Raw genomic sequence first — 22,854 nt, forward strand, 5'->3', positions numbered from 1 at the left:
AAGCGCGGTCTTAAGGAGAACTCCAATGTCCGCATCAGAAATTCAAAAAACGCGTATTATTAATGAACTGCGCGGTTTTATTCGCAAGCTGCTACAAGACCCAAAAATCCTGGAACAATCCCTAGCGATTGCTCGGCAGCAGCTAGTAGAGGGCAACAGCCCTGCCGTCATGGCCAAAATTGCAAACGAAATTTCCGACACTACTAGTGTCCATATTCCCGAAGACCCTACTGAGCACTCTGAAGCTGACAAGCTTTTTTTAGAGCTTCTGCGGGAAGTTGTTCAGGAAGAGCAGGCGCTCTACTAGTGGAGAAGTCGCTGTAAGCAGCATGTTGACGTTACCGGCGAAGCGCTCCCCTACTTCGCCGTCTTTATTTGCACTGCCTAACCGGAATTATCATTCGCCATGTCAAATACTGCCCCGCGCAACATTTTGGTGACAAGCGCGCTTCCCTATGCCAATGGCGCTATTCACCTGGGACACCTTCTTGAGTATATCCAAACCGACATTTGGGTGCGTTTTCAAAAAAGTCGTGGACAGCAGTGTTACTATGTTTGCGCCGATGACGCCCACGGCACCGCCATTATGCTGCGGGCTGAGCAGGAAGGTATCACGCCCGAAGCCTTGATTGAGCGCGTTTCCCAAGACCATCAGGAAGATTTCGCCCGCTTTGGCGTGGGATTTGATAACTATCATTCCACCCATTCAGAAGAAAACCGCTATTTTAGCGAACTGATCTATACTCGCCTGCGTGATAAAGGCCATATTGCCACCCGCGATATTGAGCAAATGTTTGATCCGCAAAAGGGCCTATTCCTAGCTGACCGTTTTATTAAGGGCACGTGTCCTAAGTGTGGTGCCGATGATCAATATGGCGATAATTGTGAAAAGTGCGGTGCAACTTACACGCCTGCTGACTTAATTAATCCTGTCTCAGCTATTTCTGGGGCAACACCAGAAGTACGTAGCTCTACGCATTACTTTTTTAAGCTGCCAGACTTTGCTGAATTTCTTCAGCAATGGATTAATGACGGCCATGTACAGCCGCAAATTCGTAACAAGCTGATGGAGTGGTTCGAGTCGGGCTTTAATGAGTGGGACATCTCCCGAGATGCGCCCTATTTTGGCTTTGAAATCCCTGATGCTCCAGGTAAATACTTCTATGTCTGGCTAGATGCCCCCATTGGCTACCTAGCAAGCTTCAAAAACCTCTGTGATCGGGAAGGTATCGACTTCGATACCTTTTGGAAAAAGAATTCCGACGCAGAGGTTTACCACTTCATTGGCAAAGATATTGTTTATTTCCATGCCTTGTTTTGGCCTGCCATGTTGCATGGTGCAGACCTTCGTACGCCCACTGCGGTCAACTGTCACGGTTTCTTAACGGTAGACGGCGCCAAGATGTCAAAATCTCGTGGCACTTTCATCAAAGCCGCTACTTACGCTGAACATTTAAACCCAGAGTACTTACGCTACTATTTTGCCGCTAAATTAACGTCCAAAGTGGATGACCTGGATCTTAACCTCGACGATTTTTCTGCGCGGGTTAATTCTGATCTGGTAGGAAAAGTTGTCAATATCGCCAGCCGCTGCGCCGGCTTTGTGAAAAAACTGGGCGGCGGCAAGCTGGCTGAACACTGTGCCGAACCACAAATGGTTGCGCGTTTTATCGCGGCTGGCGACGAAATTGCTGACGATTTTGAAGCGCGTGAATTTAGCCGGGCCATGCGCAAGATTATGGAATTGGCCGACGAAGCCAATACGTACATCGCCGACAAGGCCCCCTGGGCACTAGCCAAGCAGGGAGGCCATGATGCCGAAGTGCTGGAAATTTGCTCAGTAGGCATCAACTTGTTCCGTCAGTTGATGGTCTATCTTGCGCCAGTGGTGCCAACCATGGCTGAACAAGCACGTGAATTCCTGGCTATTGAGTCCCTCGACTGGGACAGCCGTAACATTGTGCTAGTTAATCATTCAATCAACAAATTCAAACCATTAATGACGCGGGTTGAACGGGATAAGATTGACGCTATGATTGAGGCATCCAAGGAGGATTTGGTGGAAGAACAGAAGCTAAAAAACACCCCCAAAGGCCCCCTGGCGGAAGAACCAATTACGTCAGAAATTAGCTTTGAAGATTTCGCTAAAGTTGATTTGCGCATTGCCCGCATTGCCAAAGCGCAGTACGTTGAAGGCGCTGACAAGTTGCTCCAGCTTACGCTAGATTTAGGGGGTGAAACCCGTAACGTGTTTTCGGGTATTCGCTCGGCTTATTCACCAGAAGCACTCGAGGGCCGCTTGACTATCATGGTGGCTAATTTAGCTCCTCGTAAAATGCGCTTCGGTTTATCAGAAGGCATGGTATTAGCATCTGCTAACAAAGAAGGCATTTATCTACTTTCCCCCGATGCCGGTGCGGAACCAGGACAGCGTGTAACTTAATTAGGTATACTTCGACAAAGGGGCTGAGCACGCAACCTCAGCCCCTTTTTCATGAATTCATGCTGATATTTTAACCCTACTGAGTTCGCTATATGCACCAGCGTATCCCACGCTCATTGCGTTTTCGTTTTTTCGCTGCCCTTGGCGGATTACTTCTATGTGCAATAGCCGCGCTGGCGGCAATAAGTGCATGGCTTATATTTCCGGCACTACAAGCAGAAGAACGGGCTATGGTAAAACGGGAGCTGGACCGCGTTGAACGTAGCTTTGAGTTGGATCAACAGCAGCTACATGCGCAAGTACGGGACTGGGCTCATTGGGATGATACTTATCAGTTCATACAAGGAGACTATCCACGCTATGCAGACGTCAACTTTAGCCAAGAAATGTTTGAAGACATGCGCTATCAGCTCATGGCGTTTTTCACAACCAGTGGAGACGTCCACTTTCTTGCTGGAATAAATCCAGTAACAGACGCCTACCAGACATGTAGAGCCCCTATCGATGACTGCAGTTGGATGACCCCATGGGTAACCAATATGCAGGCAGCCATTGCCGATAATAATACAGATCAAATTAGCATTTATGCTGACCTCCCCCCTGCAATAATGGCCTCTAGCCCTATTTTACGCACTGACAAAAGTGGCACAGCAGCCGGATGGTTATTTAAGACGCGCTCATTGGATGATGATTGGTTGGCGTTTATGGAGGTTTATACAGGGCTACCTATCACCCTCAACCTCAGTAAGGAGACGACTCCTATCAGCGACACTTTCAGCTTCTCTGGCAATACGGTATTTGCCGAACGTTACTTCCCTACATCGAGCTCTCTCAGCCCTGTATCGTTAGGTGTAGGCATTGAGCTTAATCGTACAAGTTATTTAACCAGTTTAACCACATTTCGTTATGTGCTGTTATGGACCGCTGGCTTGATGATCATGGTCATTGCCTTGGTATTACTGCTTCTTGAGAAAATTGTGCTAAAGCCACTACGTTTGCTAACTCAATTTACTCAGCAAGTAGGTATTGATGGGGCGGATGCCCATGGGCTTACCAAACGCAACGATGAGATAGGGTTACTGGCACGTACGTTTCAAGAGCAATTCGCCTGCCAGCAGCAGCTCAATGCCGAGCTGCTGAAGCTATCCACCCATGACGCACTTACGGGCCTACCTAACCGCCGGCTTTTTGATCAGCGACTAGAAACGGCCTTTTCAGACGCTATCTCAACACCAAGTGAATTAGCGGTTATGATGTTGGATATTGATCACTTTAAGCTGTACAACGATCACTACGGTCATCAACGAGGCGATGAATGTTTGCAGCAAGTTGCTGGCGCGTTTAATAGCATCGCAACCAAATTCAACTTCCTAATTGCTAGAACGGGAGGGGAGGAGTTCAGCGCCATCTTGCCGGGAGTTTCTCCAGATTCTGCCAAGGGCATTGGCGAGCAACTGACGCGAGCAATAGACCAACTTCAGCTCCCCCATGCCACATCACCCGTGAAGCCTTATGTAACGGTAAGCGTTGGTATCGCTACACTGAAAGATAGCAAATCGCCTTCGCCAAGCGCCGTAATGAGTACAGCCGACCAGGCGCTCTATCTTGCAAAAGCAGCCGGAAGACATCAGGTTGTGCTGTTTAAACCACCTAAAGCCAGTAACACTCTTTCTGCGCACAATACGCCGCTATGAATGAACTCTTTCTGATTTTGATCAGCACTGCGCTGGTCAATAATTTCGTTTTGGTGCAGTTTTTAGGGCTTTGCCCGTTTATGGGGGTTTCGAATAAGCTTGACTCTGCCATGGGTATGTCGCTAGCGACGACGTTCGTACTCACATTGGCATCTGCCGCTAGCTATGTGGTCTATCATGGCTTACTTGTGCCCTTGGATGTTACCTATCTGCGCACCATTAGTTTTATCGTTGTTATTGCTGCCGTCGTGCAATTTACCGAAATGATGGTGCGCCAACTCAGTCCCCTACTGCATCAAGTGCTGGGGATTTTTCTACCGCTGATTACCACTAACTGTGCGGTACTGGGTGTCGCCCTGTTATCGCTTAACCGCGAGCTGAGTTTCTTTCATACTACCCTTTATGGGCTGGGTGCAGCGCTTGGGTTTTCGATGATTTTGGTGCTGTTCGCAGCGATGCGCGAGCGTTTGGCCAATGCTGATATACCAACCCCTTTTAGAGGTGCCGCCATTGCTATGGTCACAGCGAGCCTTATGTCACTGGCCTTTCTCGGTTTTTCAGGATTAGCACAGGGGTAACCGCCATGGGAGACATATTTTCTTGGTGGGGCATTCTCAGTGCAGTGGGTGTGTTGACAGGAATTGGAATAACGTTTGGGGCACTACTGGGTATGGCCAGTGTGCGCTTCAAAGGGGAAGAGAACCCGTTAGTAGAACAGATTGATGCACTCTTACCACAAACCCAATGTGGCCAGTGTGGCTACCCAGGCTGTCGGCCGTATGCGGAAGCCATCAATCAGGGCGATGCGTTGAATAAGTGCCCGCCTGGCGGCGAAGCGACTATTCACGCATTAGCAGACTTATTAGGCCGAGAGCCTGTGCCACTGGATGGCGAAGCAGCTGCCGAAGATACCGTCGCATTTATTCGTGAAGCCGAGTGCATTGGCTGCACTAAGTGCATTCAAGCATGCCCGGTAGATGCCATTATTGGCGCTGCAAAGCAAATGCATACAGTGATAGAAGATGAATGCACTGGCTGTGATTTGTGCGTTGCGCCCTGCCCCGTAGACTGCATTGATATGTTGCCCAGAAGCAAGCCCCTCAACCAATGGCAACCTGTCGTCACCACCGCACCTTTAATCGCCAGCGATCGCCAGCTAACCAGGAGCCAGCATGCCGGCCTATGAATTTCCGGGCGGCATTACGCCGCCCGAACGAAAAGATCGCTCGAACCAATCGCCGCTTCGCAACGCGGCTCTGCCTACCCAAGTAACACTTCCGCTCAAACAGCATTCGGGTAACCCCGCGATCCCCTGTGTTGCTATCGATGATAGGGTTCAGGTGGGTAGCCTAATTGCCCAGCGAGACGGCATGGTATCGTCTAACTTGCACGCCAGTGTTAGTGGGACAGTGACTCACATTAGTGAGAACGCCATCACCATCGACGCCGATGGCTTAGATCGCTGGCAAGTGCTGCCCTCTCTTGACTGGCGTAGCGAAGACCACCAAACGATCATTGCGAGACTAGACAGCTGCGGGCTAGTGGGCCTTGGTGGTGCAGGCTTTCCCGCTTATATCAAAGCCCAAATAGCCGATCATCATCGCATTGATACACTTGTCGTCAACGCCGCCGAATGCGAGCCGTATATCACAGCAGACGACTTGGCTCTTCGCCGCTATCCAACTGACATAATGGAAGGCGCGCAAATGGTCGCAAGGCTCTGCGGCGCACATCAAATTGTGGTGGGTATTGAAGATAACAAGCCCGAAGCGATCCATGCATTAAGAGAGGCGCTTTCTCACTTTCAAAAGTCTGACTGCCAGCATCCAGTGAGCATAACGATGAAGGTCATAGAGACCCGTTATCCCAGCGGTGGTGAGCGCCAATTGATCAAGAAATTGCTTAACCTTGATGTTCCCAGTGGCGGCCTTCCCGCCGATGTCGGTGTCCTCTGCCATAATCCCGGAACACTGTTGGCAGCGTTGTACGCGGTGCGTGATGGTAAACCGTTGGTCGAGCGAATCGTCACCTTAACGGGAGACGCCATCAGCAAACCAGGCAACTACTGGGTGCGCCTTGGCACATCTGTTGAAACGCTGCTTCAGCAGGTAGGGGTAGCAAACCAACAACTTCATCAAGTCATTGTGGGCGGCCCGATGATGGGCTTACCGCTCTCAACACTTGATGCGCCGGTGATCAAAACGACAAACTGCTTAATCGCAGCCACTCGTGAAGAACTTCCTCCTACCCCCAGTGAATCTCCTTGCATTCGCTGTGGCGCTTGTGAAAGCGCATGCCCTGTTCAGCTTCTTCCACAACAGCTGCATTGGTATGCCCGTGCAGAGAACGATGGCACATTGGAGAAACTTCACTTATTTGATTGTATTGAGTGCGGTGCCTGCAGTTATGTTTGCCCTAGTTATATTCCATTAGTGCAAGAGTATCGTTCAGCAAAGCAGCGTATTCGCATTAAGCGCATTGAGACTGCCAAAGCCGATCACGCTAAACATCGATTTGAATTTCGACAGGCTCGACTGGCGCGCGAGGATGCCGAGAAGCAAGCTCGCCGCCAAGCCAGACAGGCACAAAGCCGTCAGATGTCAGGTAGCTCAAAGGTAGCCGACAGTGCCACGCCAGTGGTTGATTTGCGCAGCTTGCGCATTGCTCAGACCGCCGCGAAAGCGGCAGTGAGAAAAGCTGAAAAAACCCTCGCAAGGGCCGCAGCACAAGACCCAAGCCAGCGCCACGATGATTTAGAAACTCAACTGGCCACCGCCCAAGAAAACCTTAAGGCAGCTGATACTCGGCTGGCTGAAGCTCGCGCCACGATGGCACAACAGGAATCGCCATGAGCATGATGCACGCCTCACAGCTAACGACTAAGTCATTAACACCCACCGCCCATCTGATGCGATGGGTGATCGTCGCCACCGTGCCTGGGCTTGCCGCAATGACGTTTTACTTCGGCCTGGGCGTTATTAGTAATGTGCTTTTAGCAGCCCTGTTTGCACTCGGCGCAGAAGCGCTGGTGTTAAAACTTCGCCAGCGCCCGTTACAGCCTGCGCTTAGAGATTCAAGTGCAGTATTAACCGGCGTACTGTTAGGTGCATCGCTACCACCTGCTAGCCCCTGGTGGCTCATTGGGATAGGCGTTATTGCGGCCATCGTGGTTGCTAAACAACTGTATGGCGGTCTAGGCCAAAACCCTTTCAACCCCGCCATGGTGGGTTACGCGCTGTTATTAGTGTCGTTCCCCACGTATATGACGTTATGGTCACCTCCGCAGCCATTTATCTCTGAAAACCTATGGCCCCAGATAACTGGTACCTTATCGGCTTCCACACTTGATGCGCTAAGTGGTGCTACGCCGCTAGATGCCTTTAAACATAAAGGTGAAACGGTACTGGCCAGCGAATTTTGGGCTAGTCAGCCTTTACCTGAAGGGACATTGAACGCTTGGCGCAACATCGCGCTAGCCTGGTTAGCAGGTGGACTGCTATTAATTGCCAAACGAATTATCAGTTGGCACATCCCTGCTTCGATGCTTGCTAGCATGGCAGTGCTCGCCACGCTTTTTTATGCCAGCGACCCAAGCCACTTCGCTTCACCACTGTTTCACCTAACCACAGGTGCAGCAATGTTCGGTGCATTTTTCATTGTCACTGATCCCGTCTCGGCAGCGACTAGCCGCCGAGGAAAACTGCTTTTTGGCGCGGGCATTGGCGCGCTGGTCATGATTATTCGCACGTTTGGCGGCTACCCCGATGCGGTGGCATTTGCTGTTTTACTGATGAACTTATGTGTTCCACTACTGGATATCTATACTGTGCCACGCCCTACGGGCCAACCTAAATCACAGCAGCATGTAAAGCACGGTGACTCACCATGACACCCAAACAAGCCATGCTTCGCGGCGCTTTTGCCTTAGGAATGTTCTCATTAGTCACTGCAGGCAGCGTTGCGTTGACCCGAGCGGTGACTGCCGAGCGTATCGCTGATCATCAGCTAGCCTATCAACACCGCCAATTGCAGGCTGTACTACCTGCCGCATTAACAGATACAGCGGTTCAAACGGTTTTAGATGGCGTATTCAAGCTTCCTGACCCGGAACAATTGGGGCACCGCGAACCTCAATATGGATGGTACGTCCAGCGCGATCATCAGCGGGTCGTCATCCTGCCAGTCGTTACTCGCCAAGGTTACAATGGCGAAATTCGGCTACTGGTGGGCATTGACCAACAGCAACGCATTACCGGTGTACGCGTTACCCAACACCAAGAAACCCCTGGGCTTGGAGATGACATTGAGCACCAGCGAAGTGACTGGATAACCGAGTTTAATGGCTTGAGTTTAAACAGCCTGCCTCTGGGTGGATGGGCAGTACGTAAAGATGGTGGCCACTTTGACGCATTTACAGGCGCCACCATTACGCCACGTGCAGTCGTTAACGCCGTACAGCGTGCACTGAGCTATGTCGCCGAAAACGCCGCTAAAACAGAACTCCCTATCACTTTTGAAGAGTCTATCCAATGAGTCAGTGGCGCGAACTAGCTCGAAACGGGCTATGGTCAAATAACCCGGCTCTCGTTCAATTACTGGGGCTATGCCCTTTGCTGGCAGTCAGTGGTAGCGTCGTCAATGCACTCGGACTGGCATTCGCCACCCTGCTTGTCATGGTCGGCGCCAGCACCACCATTTCGTTGATTCGCCACCAGGTTCCCAGCGCAGTAAGACTACCCGCCTTTGTCATGGTGATTGCCGCCTTTGTTACCTGTGCTGAGCTTTTAATGGCTGCATTTGCCTATTCGCTTTACCAAGTATTGGGGATCTTTATTCCGCTGATTGTTACTAACTGCGCCATTTTAGGGCGTGCAGATGCGTTCGCTTCCCGCCAGCCAGTACTACCAGCTGCCATCGATGGCTTTATGATGGGCCTGGGGTTCGGTGCCGTATTAGTTTTGCTAGGAGCACTACGCGAATTGCTTGGGCAAGGCACGCTGTTTAGCGATATGACGCTGCTATTTGGGCCTGTGGCTACCAACTGGCAACTCACCTTCGTAGATGATTATCAGTTTTTGTTTTTCGTGCTGCCGCCCGGGGCTTTTTTCGTTGCGGGGCTATTGATTGCGTTAAAGAATGTGCTTGATCAACGCCGTAGCGCTCGCGCGCAGCCTGCTCAAACAGCGCCCCGAATAGATCGTCGAGTACGTGTTACTGGCACTATCAAATAACCAAGAGAGCATCCTATGAATGCCCAAAAGCGTCATGAAATTTTTGCTCGTCTACAGGCAGAGAATCCTCATCCAACGACTGAGCTAAACTGGAGTACGCCCTTTGAACTGCTGGCCGCGGTGCTGCTGTCTGCTCAAGCGACGGACGTTGGTGTTAACAAGGCCACTGACAAACTTTTCCCTGTGGCCAATACGCCTCAAGGGGTTATTGATCTGGGTATCGATGGGCTAAAGAGTTACATCAAAACTATTGGGCTGTTTAACACTAAAGCCGAAAACCTGATGAAAACCTGTCACTTGCTGATCAATCAACATGGTGGCGAAGTACCTAAAACGCGTAAGGCGCTGGAAGCCTTGCCTGGGGTTGGGCGAAAAACCGCCAATGTGATCCTAAACACTGCATTTGGCCAGCCCACCATCGCCGTAGACACGCACATTTTTCGAGTTTCTAACCGCACGGGTATCGCCAAAGGCAAAGATGTCGTTGAGGTTGAGCAAAAGCTACTACGCCATGTTCCAAATGCATTTAAACAGGACGCCCACCACTGGCTGATTCTTCATGGGCGCTATACATGCATCGCACGCAAACCACGCTGCGGCAGCTGCATTATTGAAGACCTGTGCGACTATAAAGACAAAACCGAACTTGCTTAAGCCCGCTGGTTGTTAACGCGAGAAAATTAAGATGCCAATCCCTGCCAAGCTTCTTCATGACCAGCCTATTGCCCAGCGAATTGAGGCGCTACTGGATCTCTCCAAACAGCACGCTGCGCATTTTTGTAGCCCTGGTGCTTGGCTGGCTCGGCAACGTTATATGGCACAGCACCCCACCTCAATAGTGGTGATGAAGTGCATGGATGGTCGCATTCATATTCCTCACGCCACTCGCACACCGCTTGGGATTATTACGCCATTTCGCAATTTAGGCGGTATTTTCGATTTGGGCTGGCCCTATTTGGGGGAACTGCTCACCGATGCCGTGATAGGGGCTGCTAGTAATGGGCACGCCACCTTAATGTTGATCACTTATCACTTTTCGAGCGGCCATCAAGCACGTGGTTGCGCCGGCTTTAACTGCGACACCGATGCTGCCAAGGCCCACGCCTACGCGATTGCCGAACAAGCAGGCCAGCTGTTTGGCAATGACCATCAGCAGGTTTATCCGCTAGTGTGTGGCTTTGAGACTGACAGCGATGCACTCATCATTCACGGGCTCCACGGTGATGTGCTTGATATACGCGACTGGCATGGCCAACCTGCTGAAGACTTACCGGCAACACTAGCCAACGTTTGCCCCGACATGCCAAAAGAGATCCAGCGTGATTTGCTTCCTTTGCTAGAAGGTAACCTTGCCCATATGAGTGAGCTACATGGTGTTAAGCGTGAGCTGGACATTGAGCACCGCGAATGGGTCATCTGCATTGGTCGTGGGTTTGATTTTCTACACCTTCCCAATACCGCGCTGATTATCGGCCCTTATGGCCCTGATTTAGCCGAACCCATTGGCACCGCCGCCGCAATCATTGACGCAAACATGCAGGCCGGCAGAATTCCTGACGATGGCTTTATGCTGCTAGCCTCAACACCCTATCAGTACACCGGTGTAGATCGAGCGCGCGCCGAGCTTAAATCGCGCTTCTTATCAGACTTCGCTGAACATGTCATTCAGCGTGAACACCCTACCCTTGCCAAAAAAATGCGCCGCCATACAGCGGTAGTGCATTGGCCGACCCGGCGGTTGGACTCACTGACTTGAGTCTTCTGACGTGGATCAATGCCCCATCAAAAGCGCACGATAAGCGCGACGCCATTCAGGCCACTGCCACGGCTGAGTATTCAACAGTGTTGGTTGGCTAGCGGGATCGGTTAACCAAGCGTGGAGTCGTTGGTAAAGCCCCTCTTGCGTGCCATCAAAGCGATAGTCATTCGGGTATAATTCGGGGAAACACAGCCTGTCTGGCACTAGCGGAATCGCCCCGCGCTGAGCGGCTTCCATAATGGCTAAGCCTTGGAACTCGTGCCACGTGGTTGAGACCACAATACCACCGCCGGTGAGCAATGCTCGGTACTCCGATTCTGGCTGTGGCCCCCAGCAAATTGTGTGCGACGCCAAGCGCTCTTCTGCCTCTTCAAAAATAGCGGGTACATCACGAAATCGCTGCCCAAGCACCGCTAGTTCAAAAGGAACCTGCTGCTCACTCAGTTTGAACAGTACTGCAAAGAAATCGTTGGGATTTTTATCGTACTCCCAACGATGATTCCAAATAATCCGCCGTGGGTGTGGGTTTGCCTGAGGAGAAGCCGCTAGCGGCATTATTGGCACAGGCAACACGTTTGACTGTTGGCGTAAACGCTCTAACGGTTTAGCTGCTGGCAGGTTTTCAGGCATCTTTTTTAAGAACCGCCGCGCGCCGTCGAAAAAAGAGTCACGGTTGTAGGCAGTATTAAACACCAACGTATCCGCCGCCAACGCCGCGTACAAATTAACCATTTTGGCCTCTACCTGGGAAGTTTGATCGCTAGACTCTGGGTAGGCAAACTGGTTTTCATGAAAGTAAACAATCTTTCTGGCACGCCCTAAATGAGGGAATAAGCCAACGAGCGTGGCAATATCAACCATCGAAGTGGCTAACACAACCTCATAGGGTTCACTGAGTGTCTCATACTCTTTTAACCACCAACTCAGTGGATTACCGCGGATTCGCCACGAGAAATGGCGTGGCGGCAAGCTAAGCAACGTCCAAGAGACATTATTTACTTCTGTCATCAGACTCTGTGCCCAATAGCGATGACTAACAGCCTCATAAGCAGACAACAATAAAACGCGCATAAATACCTTAATAAAAAGCCCATTAAACAACGTAAAAAGTAGCCGCTTAATGAGAGACTTTACGAGCATTCGGCCAAGGTCGTCTTGGCCTAACCTGTCGCGCTACATACACTCTAATCAAACACCTAACAACGACCCCTTTAGGGAGGGCATCATGGCCAAAGTACTCGTGGTCGACGACGAGCCCAATATTGTACTGTCTCTGGAATTTTTAATGGAGCAGGCAGGCTTTCAAGTTGTCACCGCCTACGACGGAGAAGCAGCACTTGAACGTATCAACGATTCAGCCCCCGACCTGCTGCTGCTTGACATCAGCCTGCCTGGCATCAGCGGTTTTGATGTACTAGAGCATCTTCGCCGTTCAGAAGCGACTGCCCAACTGCCGGTCATTATGCTGACCGCACATGGACGAGATATCGAACGCGAGAAAGGCTTAGCGCTAGGGGCTGATGACTACATTACCAAACCTTTTTCGACCCAGTCGTTAATTGAAAAAGTTAAATCACTGCTCAATGGTAACCCGCAATGACCCGTGACGGGCTCCCTAAACGTCAGCGACTCATTGGCCTATGGCTGCTACTGAGTGGTATCAGTTTGCTGGGGGGCGCTATTTTTGCTGCGTGGCTGGATGCTCAGCTTTCTCCAACTGGCCCTACCCGTTTAGCACTCTGGCTGGGCAGCTTTTCCGGCGGCGCGACAATTTTTTTAGTTGGACTGCTGCTAGAACGCATGCTGTTCACTCCTCTACGCCATTTACAGGTTCAGCTAGCTAGATTAGTGGCAAACCCAGATGCGCGTGACGAACACCCGCCAGAAGGCTGGCTGAAAGGGCTTGGCCCTGACCTGCGAAGGGTGCGTGAGAGTTGGCGCATTGACCGCAATCAATTAGCCACGGCTCATGCAGATGGCGCACGTAGCGCCGCAAAAATACGTCGTGAATTAGAAACGCTACTGCAAGTACTCGAAACTCCCTTATTGCTATGTGACCACCACCGCCGCTTGATGCTATTCAATCAAGCCGCTGAAGACTTCTTTGTCGATAATACGGCACTGGGCTTAGGCAAACGCTTAGAGGCGCTGCTGCCCGTTGCCAGCCTGCAACAAGCGCTTAGTCAACTACCAGCGGATGGTTCGCCCCGTGAACTGCTTGCCCCCTGTGATAACCGCTGGTTAAAAGTTGTGCTACGCCGAGTTCCTGGCAGTGACGGGGAAACACTACTAACGTTTAGCGATGCAACCGCGTCCTGGTCAAATGAAATGGGTGTCAGAGCCGAGCTCGCTACCAAGCTCCCCCTACTACGCCAACATACGGCAAGCCTAACCAGTGCGGCGGATGCACTCATACAACTGCGCCACAATGGCTCGGATAACCCCACATTACGCCAGCGGTTCGAACAGGTAATTCAAGAAGAGAGTGCCACTCTTGGAAATAATGTCGGTCAAATCGGACAGCTATTGGACGACTTACAACACCAAGGTGAGCGCTTGACGCCCATGTGGTCGAATGATTTTTGGCAAGCCTTGGATGAACGCTTAGATCCAGCGCATCGACTCATCACCCCCGTTGGCATGCCTGCATGGTTTAAAGGCGACGCACCGGCACTGATTGTTCTTTTTGATTCCTTAGTGAAGCATCTTAATTCTCACCTTCCGGTTAGCCATTTTGAAGGTGAAATATGCCTTGGCAACAAGCGTGTTTATTTGGACTTAATTTGGCGAGGCAGCCCCTTACCAGAGCATGAGCTAGCGAAATGGCGTCGCCAACCCCTGCCGTCGCTACCACTTAATCCGCTGGTGTCTGACGTACTGCGTCAGCATGCGAGCGATATTTGGAGCCTTGCAGACGATGATGCTGTTCATGCGCGCCTGCGCCTGCCGCTACCAGCAATGGAGCGCGTTGGAGCGCCTCGAGAAACCGCTCCTCCGCGACCAGAGTTCCATGATTTCGGCATTGCAGACTTGCCCCCACCCGATGAGGAATTGGCTAACCGCTCGTTGCGTAGCCTTGAGGTGGTTGCATTTGATACTGAGACCACAGGCCTTGAGCTTCGCCGAGGGGATACGGTGATTAGCCTAGGGGCTTGTCGGGTGGTTAACGCTCGCCTGTTGGCCAGCGAAGTTTTTGATCAAAAGGTAGATCCAAAACGTCCTATACCTCCTAACAGTACGGCGATACACGGTTTAACTGATGCTGATGTAGCCGGCGCACCGCCCCTTGATATTGTCCTAACGCGCTTTCGAGATTACGTCGGTGAAGCGGTTCTATTAGCGCATAATGCCGCGTTTGATATGCTCGCCATTACTAACAAAGGGGTTGTATTTGATTTGCCTGTCATTGATACCTTATTGATATCAAGAGCATTAGACGAAGCGCTAGATGGGCATGATTTAGATACGTTAGCACAACGATACGACCTTACGTTTCCACCTGGCACTCGCCACACGGCGCTTGGAGATGCCCGTGTAACCGCTGAATTATGGCTAGCGTTGTTACCCCGGCTTGAAGCACGTGGCGTGGACACGTTAGAGCAGTTGCTAGCTCTGCAGGCCAATGCATTTGATCGCCAGGATGCCAGCGCCTCATGAAATCTCCAGGCTCACGCAAATTAGAGCGTCTAATCGCGCTATTCGCCTTAGCAATTCTACTCTTCAGCCCCCCGCTGATTATCATGGTTGACCGGCTCACCTCTTTAAGCATGAGCTGGCTACCGCTTTATCTCTTTATTGCTTGGGGCGCGGTAATTGGCCTCACCGTGTGGTTAATGGAACAACGTTCAGGACGCTGATCATGCGTACAGATGCAGTTATTCTAGGGACGGCATTTGGCTATTTGGCGCTGCTGTTTGTCGTCGCCGCGTGGGGCGACCGACGTGCCGAGCAGGGTCGATCATTGATTGGCTCGCCCACGGTTTATGCCCTCTCAATTGCCGTTTACTGCACTGCATGGACCTTTTATGGCAGCGTGGGACGCGCAGCAGACCACGGCCCCAGTTTCCTGCTTATCTATCTCGGCCCAACCCTGGCGATGCTTCTCGCCCCTGTCGTCATTCGCAAAATGGTACGCATCGCATCCCGCCAGCGCATTACTTCTATTGCTGATTTTATTAGTGCTCGTTATGGCAAAAGCACCAGTTTAGGCGCACTCGTTGCATTAATGGCACTCATTTGTATAACGCCATACATTGCACTGCAGTTAAAAGCGATCACCGTTAGCCATGCAGTACTGGTGAATTACCCCAATACAGCGGATGCCACCCTGGTTGATGAGCGTTTCTGGCTGGATAAATCGCTTTGGGTCGCCTTAGTACTTGCGGTTTTTATTATTCTTTTCGGCACTCGCCATCTCGATGCAAGTGAACGACATGAGGGAATGGTCGCTGCTATTGCCTTGGAGTCACTGGTAAAGCTAATTGCTTTTATGGCCGTCGGTATTTTTGTGGTGTTTGTGTTGTATGAAGGCCCCAGCGCGCTATTTGCCAGCGTCGCCACGATGCCTGACGTGGCAGAAAAAATGGGATTGGAAAGTGTACCAGGCGGTGCCACTGGTTGGGCCGGAATGCTAATACTCGCTTTTCTGGCCTTTTTAACTCTGCCTCGTCAGTTCCAGGTGTTGGTTGTCGAAAATGTCGATGAACAGCATTTAGCCAGGGCGAGCTGGTTATTTCCTCTTTATATGCTGCTCATCAATCTGTTTGTTATTCCTATCGCCTTTGCTGGCCTTCTATTAGGTGCTGGCGCGGGTGATTCCGATAGTTTTGTGCTGACACTGCCCCTTTCTGCTGGGCTTGAAGGATTACCCTTGCTCGTATTTATAGGTGGTCTTTCAGCAGCTACCGGCATGGTAATTGTAGAAACAATTGCACTTTCTACCATGGTGAGTAATCAGCTCGTTATGCCCTTACTACTTAGAACACAACGCCTTCACTTGAGCACGTCTGGCGAGTTGGCAGGTTGGCTGTTGGGCATTCGCCGCATTGCCATTGTGCTGATCCTGCTACTTGGCTATCTATATCACGCGCTGATTGGTGACTCCTACAGCCTTGTCACTATCGGGCTTGTCTCATTTGCGGGGGTCGCACAATTTGCCCCAGCCCTGTTGATTGGCCTTTACTGGCGCGGTGCAACTCGCCAAGGAGCTACCGCTGGCTTAATCGCAGGCTTTGTAGTTTGGTGCTATACGTTACTGCTGCCAGGCTTTGCCCAATCCGGTTGGTTAGATGCAACGTTTCTGACTCAGGGACCTTGGGGTATTTCATGGCTGATGCCTTACCGCTTATTTGGCCTGGAAGATTGGGATATTTACTCCCACGCACTGCTGTGGAGCATGTTGGCAAATGTCGGCTTACTGATTGGCGTGTCACTTTTTACCCGCCCGACGCCACTCGAACAAACCCAAGCTGCCCTTTTTACTGAAGCCTTACATCCTAACTTGCAAACGACCTCGTTATGGAGAGGACAGACGACTCAAGGCGCTTTAAAAGAATTACTTATTCGCTACCTTGGCAATCAAGTCACCCATCGCGTGTTTAACCAAAGCATTAATAAAAGCGACTATCGCTCTGACGAACCTGCAACGGCTGATTTGATTACCCGTTCAGAGCAGGCGCTTGCAGGCTCACTTGGCAGTGCATCAGCGCGCGTACTGATCAATTCAGTAGTGCGCAGAGAAGCACTGGATCTTGAGTCAATTTTGAGCATTTTAGACACCACGTCACAAACCCTGGAGTACAACCGTCGGCTAGAACAAAAATCTCAAGAATTAGTCGCCGTAAGTGACGAGTTACGCAGCGCCAATGAACAGCTGCGCGAGCTTGATCGCTTGAAAGATGAATTTGTCGCCATGGTGAGCCATGAGCTGCGAACTCCCCTAACCTCGATACGTGCCTTTGCCGAAATATTACGCGATAGCGATCAATTACCCGATGAAAAACGCCAACATTTTCTGGGTGTTATTGTCCATGAGAGCCAGCGCCTTTCGCGTTTAATCGAAGAAATTCTTGATCTTGCGCGCTTAGAGAGCGGTCGCTTGACGCTGCACCCTGTCACCCTTGACCTAGCTGCCCTAGCGAGGCAAAGCATCGATGCAGTTGCCCGTTTACATGAAGATCGAGGTATTACCCTCGATATCAGTTTAGAGGCTGACCCCGCCATGGTGGTCGGTGACCAAGACCGCTTGGAGCAAGTCATTATTAATCTGCTCGATAACGCTAGTAAATTTGCTGACCGCCAGCATCCTCAAGTGCGGCTGGCACTTTATCGGCACCGCAATCATTTTCGGTTAAGCGTTGAAGATAACGGGCCAGGTATCAGCGCTGATGAACGTGAACGCGTGTTTGAGAAATTTCATCAAATACAGCAAAGCGGAGAGACACCACGCGGTCGCCCTAAAGGCAGTGGCCTTGGTCTGCCAATTAGCCGCGGGATCATCGCCCACCTTGGCGGGCGGCTCTGGGTGGAAGACGCTAAAACTCTGGGTGGTGCGTGCTTAACCCTAGAACTGCCAGCAGCCCCTAAGGAGTCCACCCTAGATAACTCTTCGCAGCTTACGGGGGAATAGCCGTTATAAGCGTTTCACTTGGTTAACAAACGCTTTTATTTGCTGCAAATCAAACTTCAGCAGTAATCGCTCATCATCACGAAGACGTCGGAGGTCCACCCATCCATCTGCTACCTGCCCATGGGACTTATTATGGCGCTGCTGCTCTAGAAGCAAGTACTGCATACGCTTAAAAGCGGCTAGCAGTAAATCCGATTGCTCCTTCGTCAGTGCATGAGTGAAATGGGCGAGTGCCGTTAGCCGTTCACGTGTGCCTATCTCACTTCGCTGGTAACGCACACAGAGCAATCGGACAGCGCTTATTAAGGGCATCAATCCTTGATGCTTAAGATCGATTGCTTGGTCATAGGGGGCAGCTAACCCAGGATGTGAAGCAATACGACCAAACCGGTCAAGCGCCACCGGCAACTCATCTAACAACGCAGTCATTTCATTCATGAACAAAGGTGCACTTGAGAGGGTTGAACGCACCCGTTGGCCTAACGTTTGTGCAAGCCCAACATTCCCTGCCACAGGATAAAAATCGAGCCATATATTAGTTTGCTGCACCCGCTTAACCTGACGGTCAGCACTCCAAATTTCAAATTGTTGCTGCCATTCGCTCAAACGCTTACGCCACATTGGCCAACGCGCCATGACATGGCCACGACAAAGCGGAATGCCAGCTTCATCTAAGCGTTGTGTAAAGCGTTCGCCTAACGCCTGAAAGTAGCCATCAATTTCAACGTGTCGAGCGTCAGGATAGTCATCAATAATCAGCGCATTGTCCTGATCAGGCCCAAGCAAACTTTCAAAGCGTGCCGCCGAGCCGAGCGTAACAACACAGTAATCCACGGGCGGTTTCCCCCACCCTTGCGCCTGCATCTCATCTAGCGCGGCTGCAATCGATTGACGATAAAGCCAAGAAATGTGGTCACTAATGAGTTCGCTAATACGCCAAGCAGGCAAGTCATAACGCACCAATGTCTCAACAAAAGAGAGCTGTGCGGCATAGGCGTCAGATAAGGATGGATTAAAGAGAGAGGTATTCGTGTAAAAATCGCGAAGTGGAGCACTTAGCGCTGATATATCCAATGAACCATGATGACATACCAAGGAGCGCCAAGGGGAAGCACGATATACCATGTGCATACTCCGCTCCTCAACTAAACGAAACGCTTGCTAGGCTTCACTAGCATTACGAGGATCAGCCGAAAACATCTCCTCACCCACTTCATCAATAAAACGCTGCGCTTTAGCGACCATCATCGCATCACAGGCTTCACGCCCTGGCAGCATGTCAGAGCGTTCAAAGCGGTGCTCGTGAGTAACGCCTTCGCCATCTAACTTACGAATCCAACCACTAACCCGAAATTGTCCGCTTTGATTATCAGGCTGAGACACAATTAAATACTCTTTATATTCAACTGGTTCAGCCGCTTTGGTGCTTCCTTCCGAGGCGCCAGCCTCTCCACCACCCAACAGGCCAGAAAATAGTTTTTTAAACATTCGGACTCCTCCGCAATCAAAGCGGCCAGACGTCGCCTGGCCGCTTAGCATGCTTAGCTCTGTTGACGACCTTTACCGGCAGCAATCCGTAGACGCAATGCATTCAGCTTAATAAAGCCTTCTGCGTCTTTTTGATCGTAAGCCCCCGCATCATCTTCAAACGTTGCAATCGACTCATCAAACAACGACTGCTCGGACTTACGCCCTACAACCGTTGCATTGCCTTTATAGAGCTTCATGCGAACAACGCCCGATACGTTTTTCTGTGTTTCATCGATCGCCGCTTGTAGCATACGACGCTCTGGACTCCACCAATAACCGTTGTAGATCACTTCAGCATATTTAGGCATTAGTTGATCTTTCAAGTGCGCTTCTTCACGGTCAAGCGTCAGCGACTCAATGGCGCGGTGAGCGCGGAGCATGATCGTGCCCCCTGGTGTTTCATAACAACCACGGGACTTCATACCGACATAACGGTTTTCAACGATATCCAGGCGGCCAATACCATTATCGCCACCTAGTTTGTTAAGCTTTTCAAGCACTTCATGTGGCTTAAGCGCTTCACCATCAATAGCGACGATATCGCCATTCTCAAACGTCAGCTCTACATAAGTCGGCTGCTCAGGCGCGGCTTCAGGAGAAACACTCCAACGCCACATGTCCTCTTCTGCTTCGGCCCATGGGTCTTCCAAAATGCCGCCTTCATAAGAAATGTGCAGCAGGTTGGCATCCATGGAGTACGGTGATTTTTTCTTTTTATTAGAAAAATCAACGGGAATCTTGTGCTCTTCGCAGTAGGCCATCAACTTCTCACGAGAAGTGAGATCCCACAGACGCCAAGGAGCAATAACCTTCACGCCAGGTTTGAGTGCGTAGCCACCCAGTTCAAAACGAACCTGATCGTTACCTTTACCCGTTGCACCGTGAGAAATGGCATCAGCGCCCGTCTCATTAGCAATTTCAATTAAGCGCTTAGCAATCAAAGGGCGAGCGATAGAAGTGCCGAGTAGATACTCGCCTTCATAAATGGTGTTAGCTCGGAACATTGGGAATACATAATCGCGAACAAATTCTTCGCGAAGATCTTCGATATAGATCTCTTTAACACCCAGTGCTTGAGCCTTAGCGCGTGCGGGCTCGACTTCTTCACCTTGACCGATGTCGGCTGTAAAGGTCACTACCTCGCAGTTGTAGGTCTCTTGCAACCACTTGACGATAACGGATGTGTCCAGGCCGCCTGAATACGCCAGCACAACCTTTTTGACATCGGACATTCTTTGCTCCTTGTTCATGAAAAGTAGTTCACCCAACAACACCGCGCTAAGCGCAGTGTAATAACATAAACTACGAGTATAGCGCTCTCAATGCTCAGCGAATACCGTCAACGACGCCTAAGGGGTAAAGCTGCTAGAATCATACCCAACAAAGGGGTTGCTTTAACCGCTTATTCTAACTACTTACTCGCTTTACTAAGGAGAGCTGCATGAGCGAGGCATTTGCCCGCGAATTGATGGCCCAACGTTTTCGCAGTTATCTGCCGGTTGTCATTGATTTAGAAACGGGTGGGTTTAACGCCCAAAGTGACGCAGTACTCGAAATTGCCGCCGTGACGCTCACCATGGACCCTGACGGTAATTTATTACCTGACGCCACTTACGCGTATCACATTCACCCGTTTGAAGGCGCGAACGTAGAACAATCTGCCCTTGATTTCACAGGCATTAATCTAGACGACCCACTGCGTCGCCAAGTTGCGCTAAGCGAATCTGAAGCGCTAGGTGAAATTTTTCGTCCCATCCGAAAATCAATCAAGGCACATGGTTGCTCACGGGCAATACTTGTTGGTCATAATGCTGCCTTTGATCACGGCTTCCTAAATGCGGCGGCGAACCGCTGCAGCGTAAAACGGAATCCATTTCACCCATTTTCCAGCTTTGATACAGCAACCTTGGCAGGCTTTGTATACGGCCAAACAGTGCTTGCTCGTGCGTGCCGTGCGGCAGGTATCGAATTTGACAACAAGTCCGCCCACTCGGCCCGCTACGATACCGAACGCACAGCAGAACTCTTTTGTGCGATGGTCAACCGCTATAAAGACTTAGGCGGATGGCGGCTAGCTCAGCAGGAACAAGAGCTGGATGACAGTGAGTAATGAGCCCCAAGATGCACCCACTGAGGCTTTGCGCTAAACTTCGCCGCTGCAAACCCCGCGTTTGCACAATTTTATATAGAAGCGTGCTCTAGCATTACACGCGTCTAAACGCACAACGATTAACACAGGCAAAGGATAATTATTGTCCTTTGCTTGACTACTGTTTTAACCATCCGTTTTCAGGAGATGAGACGTTTCCATGGCCCAGCATAATGCCTTTTACGCCCAGTCCGGTGGCGTTACCGCCGTCATCAATGCCAGCGCCTGCGGCGTTATCGAAGCTTGCAGACAAGCGCCCGACCAGATTGGCAAGGTATATGCCGGTCATAACGGCATTATCGGCGCCTTAACGGAAGACCTCATTGATGTGACACAAGAGAGCGATGAATCGATTGCCGCCTTGCGCCATACGCCTGGTGGTGCATTTGGCTCTTGCCGCTATAAACTGAAAGACATTGATACTCACCGTGCTCAATATGAACGCTTAATCGAAGTCTTCAAAGCCCACGATATTCGCTACTTCTTCTACAATGGCGGCGGCGATAGCGCAGACACCTGCCTTAAAGTGTCCCAACTGTCTGAAAAACTCGGCTACCCGCTAACCGCGATTCATGTACCGAAAACTGTTGATAACGATCTGCCTATTACCGACAACAGCCCCGGGTTTGGTAGCGTTGCCAAATATATCGCCACCTCGACGCTTGAAGCCTCATTGGATATTGCGTCTATGTGCGCCACATCCACTAAAGTATTCGTCCTTGAAGTGATGGGCCGTCATGCTGGCTGGATTGCAGCTGCAGGTGGTTTAGCGGGTGAAGGCGAAAGCGAGCCGCCTCACCTGATTATCTTTCCTGAAGTATCGTTTGACCGTAAAGCGGTCATGGCGCGCGTTGAAGAGTGCGTTCAGAAGTACGGTTATTGCGTCATCGTTGTCTCTGAAGGCGCACGCTATGAAGATGGCACTTTCCTTGCCGATGCCGGCAATACGGATGCCTTTGGGCACCGCCAGTTAGGCGGCGTAGCACCAACGCTGGCAGGGATGGTGAAGCAAGACCTGGGTTACAAGTACCACTGGGCAGTTGCTGATTATTTACAGCGCGCGGCGCGCCACTTGGCCTCTAAAACCGACGTTGAACAAGCCTATGCAGTGGGCCGCGAGGCGGTAACATTAGCACTTGCAGGCAAAAATGCCATGATGCCCGCCATACGCCGTATTTCACAGGAACCCTATCAGTGGGATGTCATCTCGGCGCCGCTGTCACAAGTGGCTAACCAAGAAAAATTCATGCCACGGGATTTTATTAGCGAAAACGGTTTTGCGATTACACCCGCTTGCCGAGCGTATCTCTCTCCGCTCATCCAGGGTGAGGATTTCCCTCCGTTTGAAAACGGTCTGCCTAAAGTCGCTAAGCTAAAGCTCGCAAAAGTAGAACAGAAACTGCCTAAGTTCACGCTATAA

At 50.9% G+C, this 22,854-nt stretch carries 21 protein-coding genes; 17 read left to right on the forward strand and 4 right to left on the reverse strand.

The features are described 5' to 3' along the window. Nucleotides 1–25 precede the first annotated feature (25 nt). The 11 genes from B6A39_RS09595 to B6A39_RS09645 all read left to right on the forward strand — a co-directional run bounded on the left by B6A39_RS09595 (nucleotide 26) and on the right by B6A39_RS09645 (nucleotide 11,124). On the forward strand, nucleotides 26–307 hold the full coding sequence (locus B6A39_RS09595) for a hypothetical protein (RefSeq protein ID WP_009724752.1): 282 nt from the start codon (nucleotides 26–28) through the stop codon (nucleotides 305–307). A 99-nt stretch (nucleotides 308–406) separates the two neighbouring features. Continuing rightward, the gene (gene metG, locus B6A39_RS09600; protein ID WP_083004612.1) at nucleotides 407–2,443 is read left to right on the forward strand and encodes a methionine--tRNA ligase; all 2,037 of its coding nucleotides are present in this window, start codon (nucleotides 407–409) and stop codon (nucleotides 2,441–2,443) included. Between the two features lie 92 nt (nucleotides 2,444–2,535). Next, a complete protein-coding gene (locus B6A39_RS09605) occupies nucleotides 2,536–4,137 on the forward strand; it encodes a sensor domain-containing diguanylate cyclase (RefSeq protein WP_083004616.1) in 1,602 nt (533 codons plus the stop codon). Further along, complete coding sequence (rsxA, locus tag B6A39_RS09610; protein WP_083004619.1) at nucleotides 4,134–4,715, forward strand: electron transport complex subunit RsxA; 582 nt, start codon at nucleotides 4,134–4,136, stop codon at nucleotides 4,713–4,715. Before B6A39_RS09605 ends, rsxA begins: the two co-directional genes overlap by 4 nt. 5 nt (nucleotides 4,716–4,720) lie before the next feature. Continuing rightward, nucleotides 4,721–5,323 carry an electron transport complex subunit RsxB gene (rsxB, locus tag B6A39_RS09615; protein ID WP_083004622.1) on the forward strand — a complete coding sequence of 201 codons (603 nt, stop codon included), beginning with the start codon at nucleotides 4,721–4,723 and terminating at the stop codon, nucleotides 5,321–5,323. Continuing rightward, the gene (gene rsxC / locus B6A39_RS09620; RefSeq protein ID WP_083004625.1) at nucleotides 5,310–6,989 is read left to right on the forward strand and encodes an electron transport complex subunit RsxC; all 1,680 of its coding nucleotides are present in this window, start codon (nucleotides 5,310–5,312) and stop codon (nucleotides 6,987–6,989) included. Before rsxB ends, rsxC begins: the two co-directional genes overlap by 14 nt. Next, entirely contained in the window at nucleotides 6,986–8,026 is a 1,041-nt protein-coding gene (locus tag B6A39_RS09625) for an RnfABCDGE type electron transport complex subunit D (protein ID WP_083004629.1), read from the forward strand. The genes rsxC and B6A39_RS09625 overlap by 4 nt, the downstream gene beginning before the upstream one ends. Further along, on the forward strand, nucleotides 8,023–8,670 hold the full coding sequence (gene rsxG, locus B6A39_RS09630; RefSeq protein WP_083004632.1) for an electron transport complex subunit RsxG: 648 nt from the start codon (nucleotides 8,023–8,025) through the stop codon (nucleotides 8,668–8,670). The genes B6A39_RS09625 and rsxG overlap by 4 nt, the downstream gene beginning before the upstream one ends. Beyond that, nucleotides 8,667–9,368, forward strand: a complete 702-nt coding sequence (locus B6A39_RS09635; protein WP_083004636.1) for an electron transport complex subunit E — start codon at nucleotides 8,667–8,669, stop codon at nucleotides 9,366–9,368. The genes rsxG and B6A39_RS09635 overlap by 4 nt, the downstream gene beginning before the upstream one ends. 15 nt (nucleotides 9,369–9,383) lie before the next feature. After that, a complete protein-coding gene (gene nth / locus B6A39_RS09640) occupies nucleotides 9,384–10,022 on the forward strand; it encodes an endonuclease III (protein WP_083004639.1) in 639 nt (212 codons plus the stop codon). Nucleotides 10,023–10,053: 31 nt separating this feature from the next. Further along, on the forward strand, nucleotides 10,054–11,124 hold the full coding sequence (locus B6A39_RS09645) for a hypothetical protein (RefSeq protein ID WP_083004643.1): 1,071 nt from the start codon (nucleotides 10,054–10,056) through the stop codon (nucleotides 11,122–11,124). 15 nt (nucleotides 11,125–11,139) lie between these two features. Here B6A39_RS09645 and B6A39_RS09650 read toward each other — a convergent pair whose 3' ends face one another. After that, nucleotides 11,140–12,198, reverse strand: a complete 1,059-nt coding sequence (locus B6A39_RS09650; protein ID WP_083007885.1) for a tRNA-queuosine alpha-mannosyltransferase domain-containing protein — start codon at nucleotides 12,196–12,198, stop codon at nucleotides 11,140–11,142. A gap of 154 nt (nucleotides 12,199–12,352) precedes the next feature. Here B6A39_RS09650 and B6A39_RS09655 point away from each other — a divergent pair, with 154 nt between their 5' ends. From B6A39_RS09655 to B6A39_RS09670, 4 genes are read left to right on the forward strand one after another with little or no spacing between them, the layout of a single operon-like run. After that, nucleotides 12,353–12,727, forward strand: coding sequence for a response regulator transcription factor (locus B6A39_RS09655; protein ID WP_038484719.1), 375 nt, complete (start codon nucleotides 12,353–12,355; stop codon nucleotides 12,725–12,727). Then, nucleotides 12,724–14,784, forward strand: a complete 2,061-nt coding sequence (locus B6A39_RS09660) for a 3'-5' exonuclease (RefSeq protein ID WP_083004647.1) — start codon at nucleotides 12,724–12,726, stop codon at nucleotides 14,782–14,784. The genes B6A39_RS09655 and B6A39_RS09660 overlap by 4 nt, the downstream gene beginning before the upstream one ends. Continuing rightward, entirely contained in the window at nucleotides 14,781–14,984 is a 204-nt protein-coding gene (locus B6A39_RS09665) for a hypothetical protein (protein WP_083004651.1), read from the forward strand. The genes B6A39_RS09660 and B6A39_RS09665 overlap by 4 nt, the downstream gene beginning before the upstream one ends. 2 nt (nucleotides 14,985–14,986) lie before the next feature. Further along, the gene (locus B6A39_RS09670; RefSeq protein WP_083004655.1) at nucleotides 14,987–17,755 is read left to right on the forward strand and encodes a sensor histidine kinase; all 2,769 of its coding nucleotides are present in this window, start codon (nucleotides 14,987–14,989) and stop codon (nucleotides 17,753–17,755) included. A 3-nt stretch (nucleotides 17,756–17,758) separates the two neighbouring features. Here the strand turns inward: B6A39_RS09670 and B6A39_RS09675 are convergent, their stop codons facing one another. From B6A39_RS09675 to B6A39_RS09685, 3 genes are read right to left on the reverse strand one after another with little or no spacing between them, the layout of a single operon-like run. Then, the gene (locus tag B6A39_RS09675; protein ID WP_083004659.1) at nucleotides 17,759–18,886 is read right to left on the reverse strand and encodes a DUF294 nucleotidyltransferase-like domain-containing protein; all 1,128 of its coding nucleotides are present in this window, start codon (nucleotides 18,884–18,886) and stop codon (nucleotides 17,759–17,761) included. A 30-nt stretch (nucleotides 18,887–18,916) separates the two neighbouring features. After that, a complete protein-coding gene (locus B6A39_RS09680) occupies nucleotides 18,917–19,243 on the reverse strand; it encodes an HlyU family transcriptional regulator (protein WP_083004662.1) in 327 nt (108 codons plus the stop codon). A 53-nt stretch (nucleotides 19,244–19,296) separates the two neighbouring features. After that, nucleotides 19,297–20,517, reverse strand: coding sequence for an argininosuccinate synthase (locus B6A39_RS09685; protein WP_083004665.1), 1,221 nt, complete (start codon nucleotides 20,515–20,517; stop codon nucleotides 19,297–19,299). Nucleotides 20,518–20,726: 209 nt separating this feature from the next. Between B6A39_RS09685 and rnt the strand changes: the two genes are divergently transcribed. After that, on the forward strand, nucleotides 20,727–21,395 hold the full coding sequence (gene rnt / locus B6A39_RS09690) for a ribonuclease T (protein ID WP_038484741.1): 669 nt from the start codon (nucleotides 20,727–20,729) through the stop codon (nucleotides 21,393–21,395). A 199-nt stretch (nucleotides 21,396–21,594) separates the two neighbouring features. Continuing rightward, nucleotides 21,595–22,854 (forward strand): 6-phosphofructokinase, encoded by a 1,260-nt coding sequence (locus B6A39_RS09695; protein ID WP_083004670.1) that lies wholly within the window; start codon nucleotides 21,595–21,597, stop codon nucleotides 22,852–22,854.

It is taken from the genome of Halomonas sp. GT, assembly GCF_002082565.1.
GTDB lineage: Bacteria > Pseudomonadota > Gammaproteobacteria > Pseudomonadales > Halomonadaceae > Vreelandella.

Excerpts from the sequence above, each read along its gene's own strand:
- B6A39_RS09670 (WP_083004655.1), top strand. The coding sequence starts at position 14,987 with ATGCGTACAGATGCAGTTATTCTAGGGACGGCATTTGGCTATTTGGCG.
- rsxA (WP_083004619.1), top strand. The coding sequence starts at position 4,134 with ATGAATGAACTCTTTCTGATTTTGATCAGCACTGCGCTGGTCAATAAT.
- B6A39_RS09660 (WP_083004647.1), top strand. The coding sequence starts at position 12,724 with ATGACCCGTGACGGGCTCCCTAAACGTCAGCGACTCATTGGCCTATGG.
- B6A39_RS09695 (WP_083004670.1), top strand. The coding sequence starts at position 21,595 with ATGGCCCAGCATAATGCCTTTTACGCCCAGTCCGGTGGCGTTACCGCC.
- rnt (WP_038484741.1), top strand. The coding sequence starts at position 20,727 with ATGAGCGAGGCATTTGCCCGCGAATTGATGGCCCAACGTTTTCGCAGT.
- B6A39_RS09605 (WP_083004616.1), top strand. The coding sequence starts at position 2,536 with ATGCACCAGCGTATCCCACGCTCATTGCGTTTTCGTTTTTTCGCTGCC.
- B6A39_RS09675 (WP_083004659.1), bottom strand. The coding sequence starts at position 18,886 with ATGCACATGGTATATCGTGCTTCCCCTTGGCGCTCCTTGGTATGTCAT.
- B6A39_RS09650 (WP_083007885.1), bottom strand. The coding sequence starts at position 12,198 with ATGCGCGTTTTATTGTTGTCTGCTTATGAGGCTGTTAGTCATCGCTAT.
- B6A39_RS09635 (WP_083004636.1), top strand. The coding sequence starts at position 8,667 with ATGAGTCAGTGGCGCGAACTAGCTCGAAACGGGCTATGGTCAAATAAC.
- B6A39_RS09655 (WP_038484719.1), top strand. The coding sequence starts at position 12,353 with ATGGCCAAAGTACTCGTGGTCGACGACGAGCCCAATATTGTACTGTCT.
- B6A39_RS09680 (WP_083004662.1), bottom strand. The coding sequence starts at position 19,243 with ATGTTTAAAAAACTATTTTCTGGCCTGTTGGGTGGTGGAGAGGCTGGC.
- B6A39_RS09665 (WP_083004651.1), top strand. The coding sequence starts at position 14,781 with ATGAAATCTCCAGGCTCACGCAAATTAGAGCGTCTAATCGCGCTATTC.
- rsxG (WP_083004632.1), top strand. The coding sequence starts at position 8,023 with ATGACACCCAAACAAGCCATGCTTCGCGGCGCTTTTGCCTTAGGAATG.
- metG (WP_083004612.1), top strand. The coding sequence starts at position 407 with ATGTCAAATACTGCCCCGCGCAACATTTTGGTGACAAGCGCGCTTCCC.
- B6A39_RS09645 (WP_083004643.1), top strand. The coding sequence starts at position 10,054 with ATGCCAATCCCTGCCAAGCTTCTTCATGACCAGCCTATTGCCCAGCGA.
- B6A39_RS09625 (WP_083004629.1), top strand. The coding sequence starts at position 6,986 with ATGAGCATGATGCACGCCTCACAGCTAACGACTAAGTCATTAACACCC.
- rsxB (WP_083004622.1), top strand. The coding sequence starts at position 4,721 with ATGGGAGACATATTTTCTTGGTGGGGCATTCTCAGTGCAGTGGGTGTG.
- B6A39_RS09685 (WP_083004665.1), bottom strand. The coding sequence starts at position 20,517 with ATGTCCGATGTCAAAAAGGTTGTGCTGGCGTATTCAGGCGGCCTGGAC.
- rsxC (WP_083004625.1), top strand. The coding sequence starts at position 5,310 with ATGCCGGCCTATGAATTTCCGGGCGGCATTACGCCGCCCGAACGAAAA.
- B6A39_RS09595 (WP_009724752.1), top strand. The coding sequence starts at position 26 with ATGTCCGCATCAGAAATTCAAAAAACGCGTATTATTAATGAACTGCGC.
- nth (WP_083004639.1), top strand. The coding sequence starts at position 9,384 with ATGAATGCCCAAAAGCGTCATGAAATTTTTGCTCGTCTACAGGCAGAG.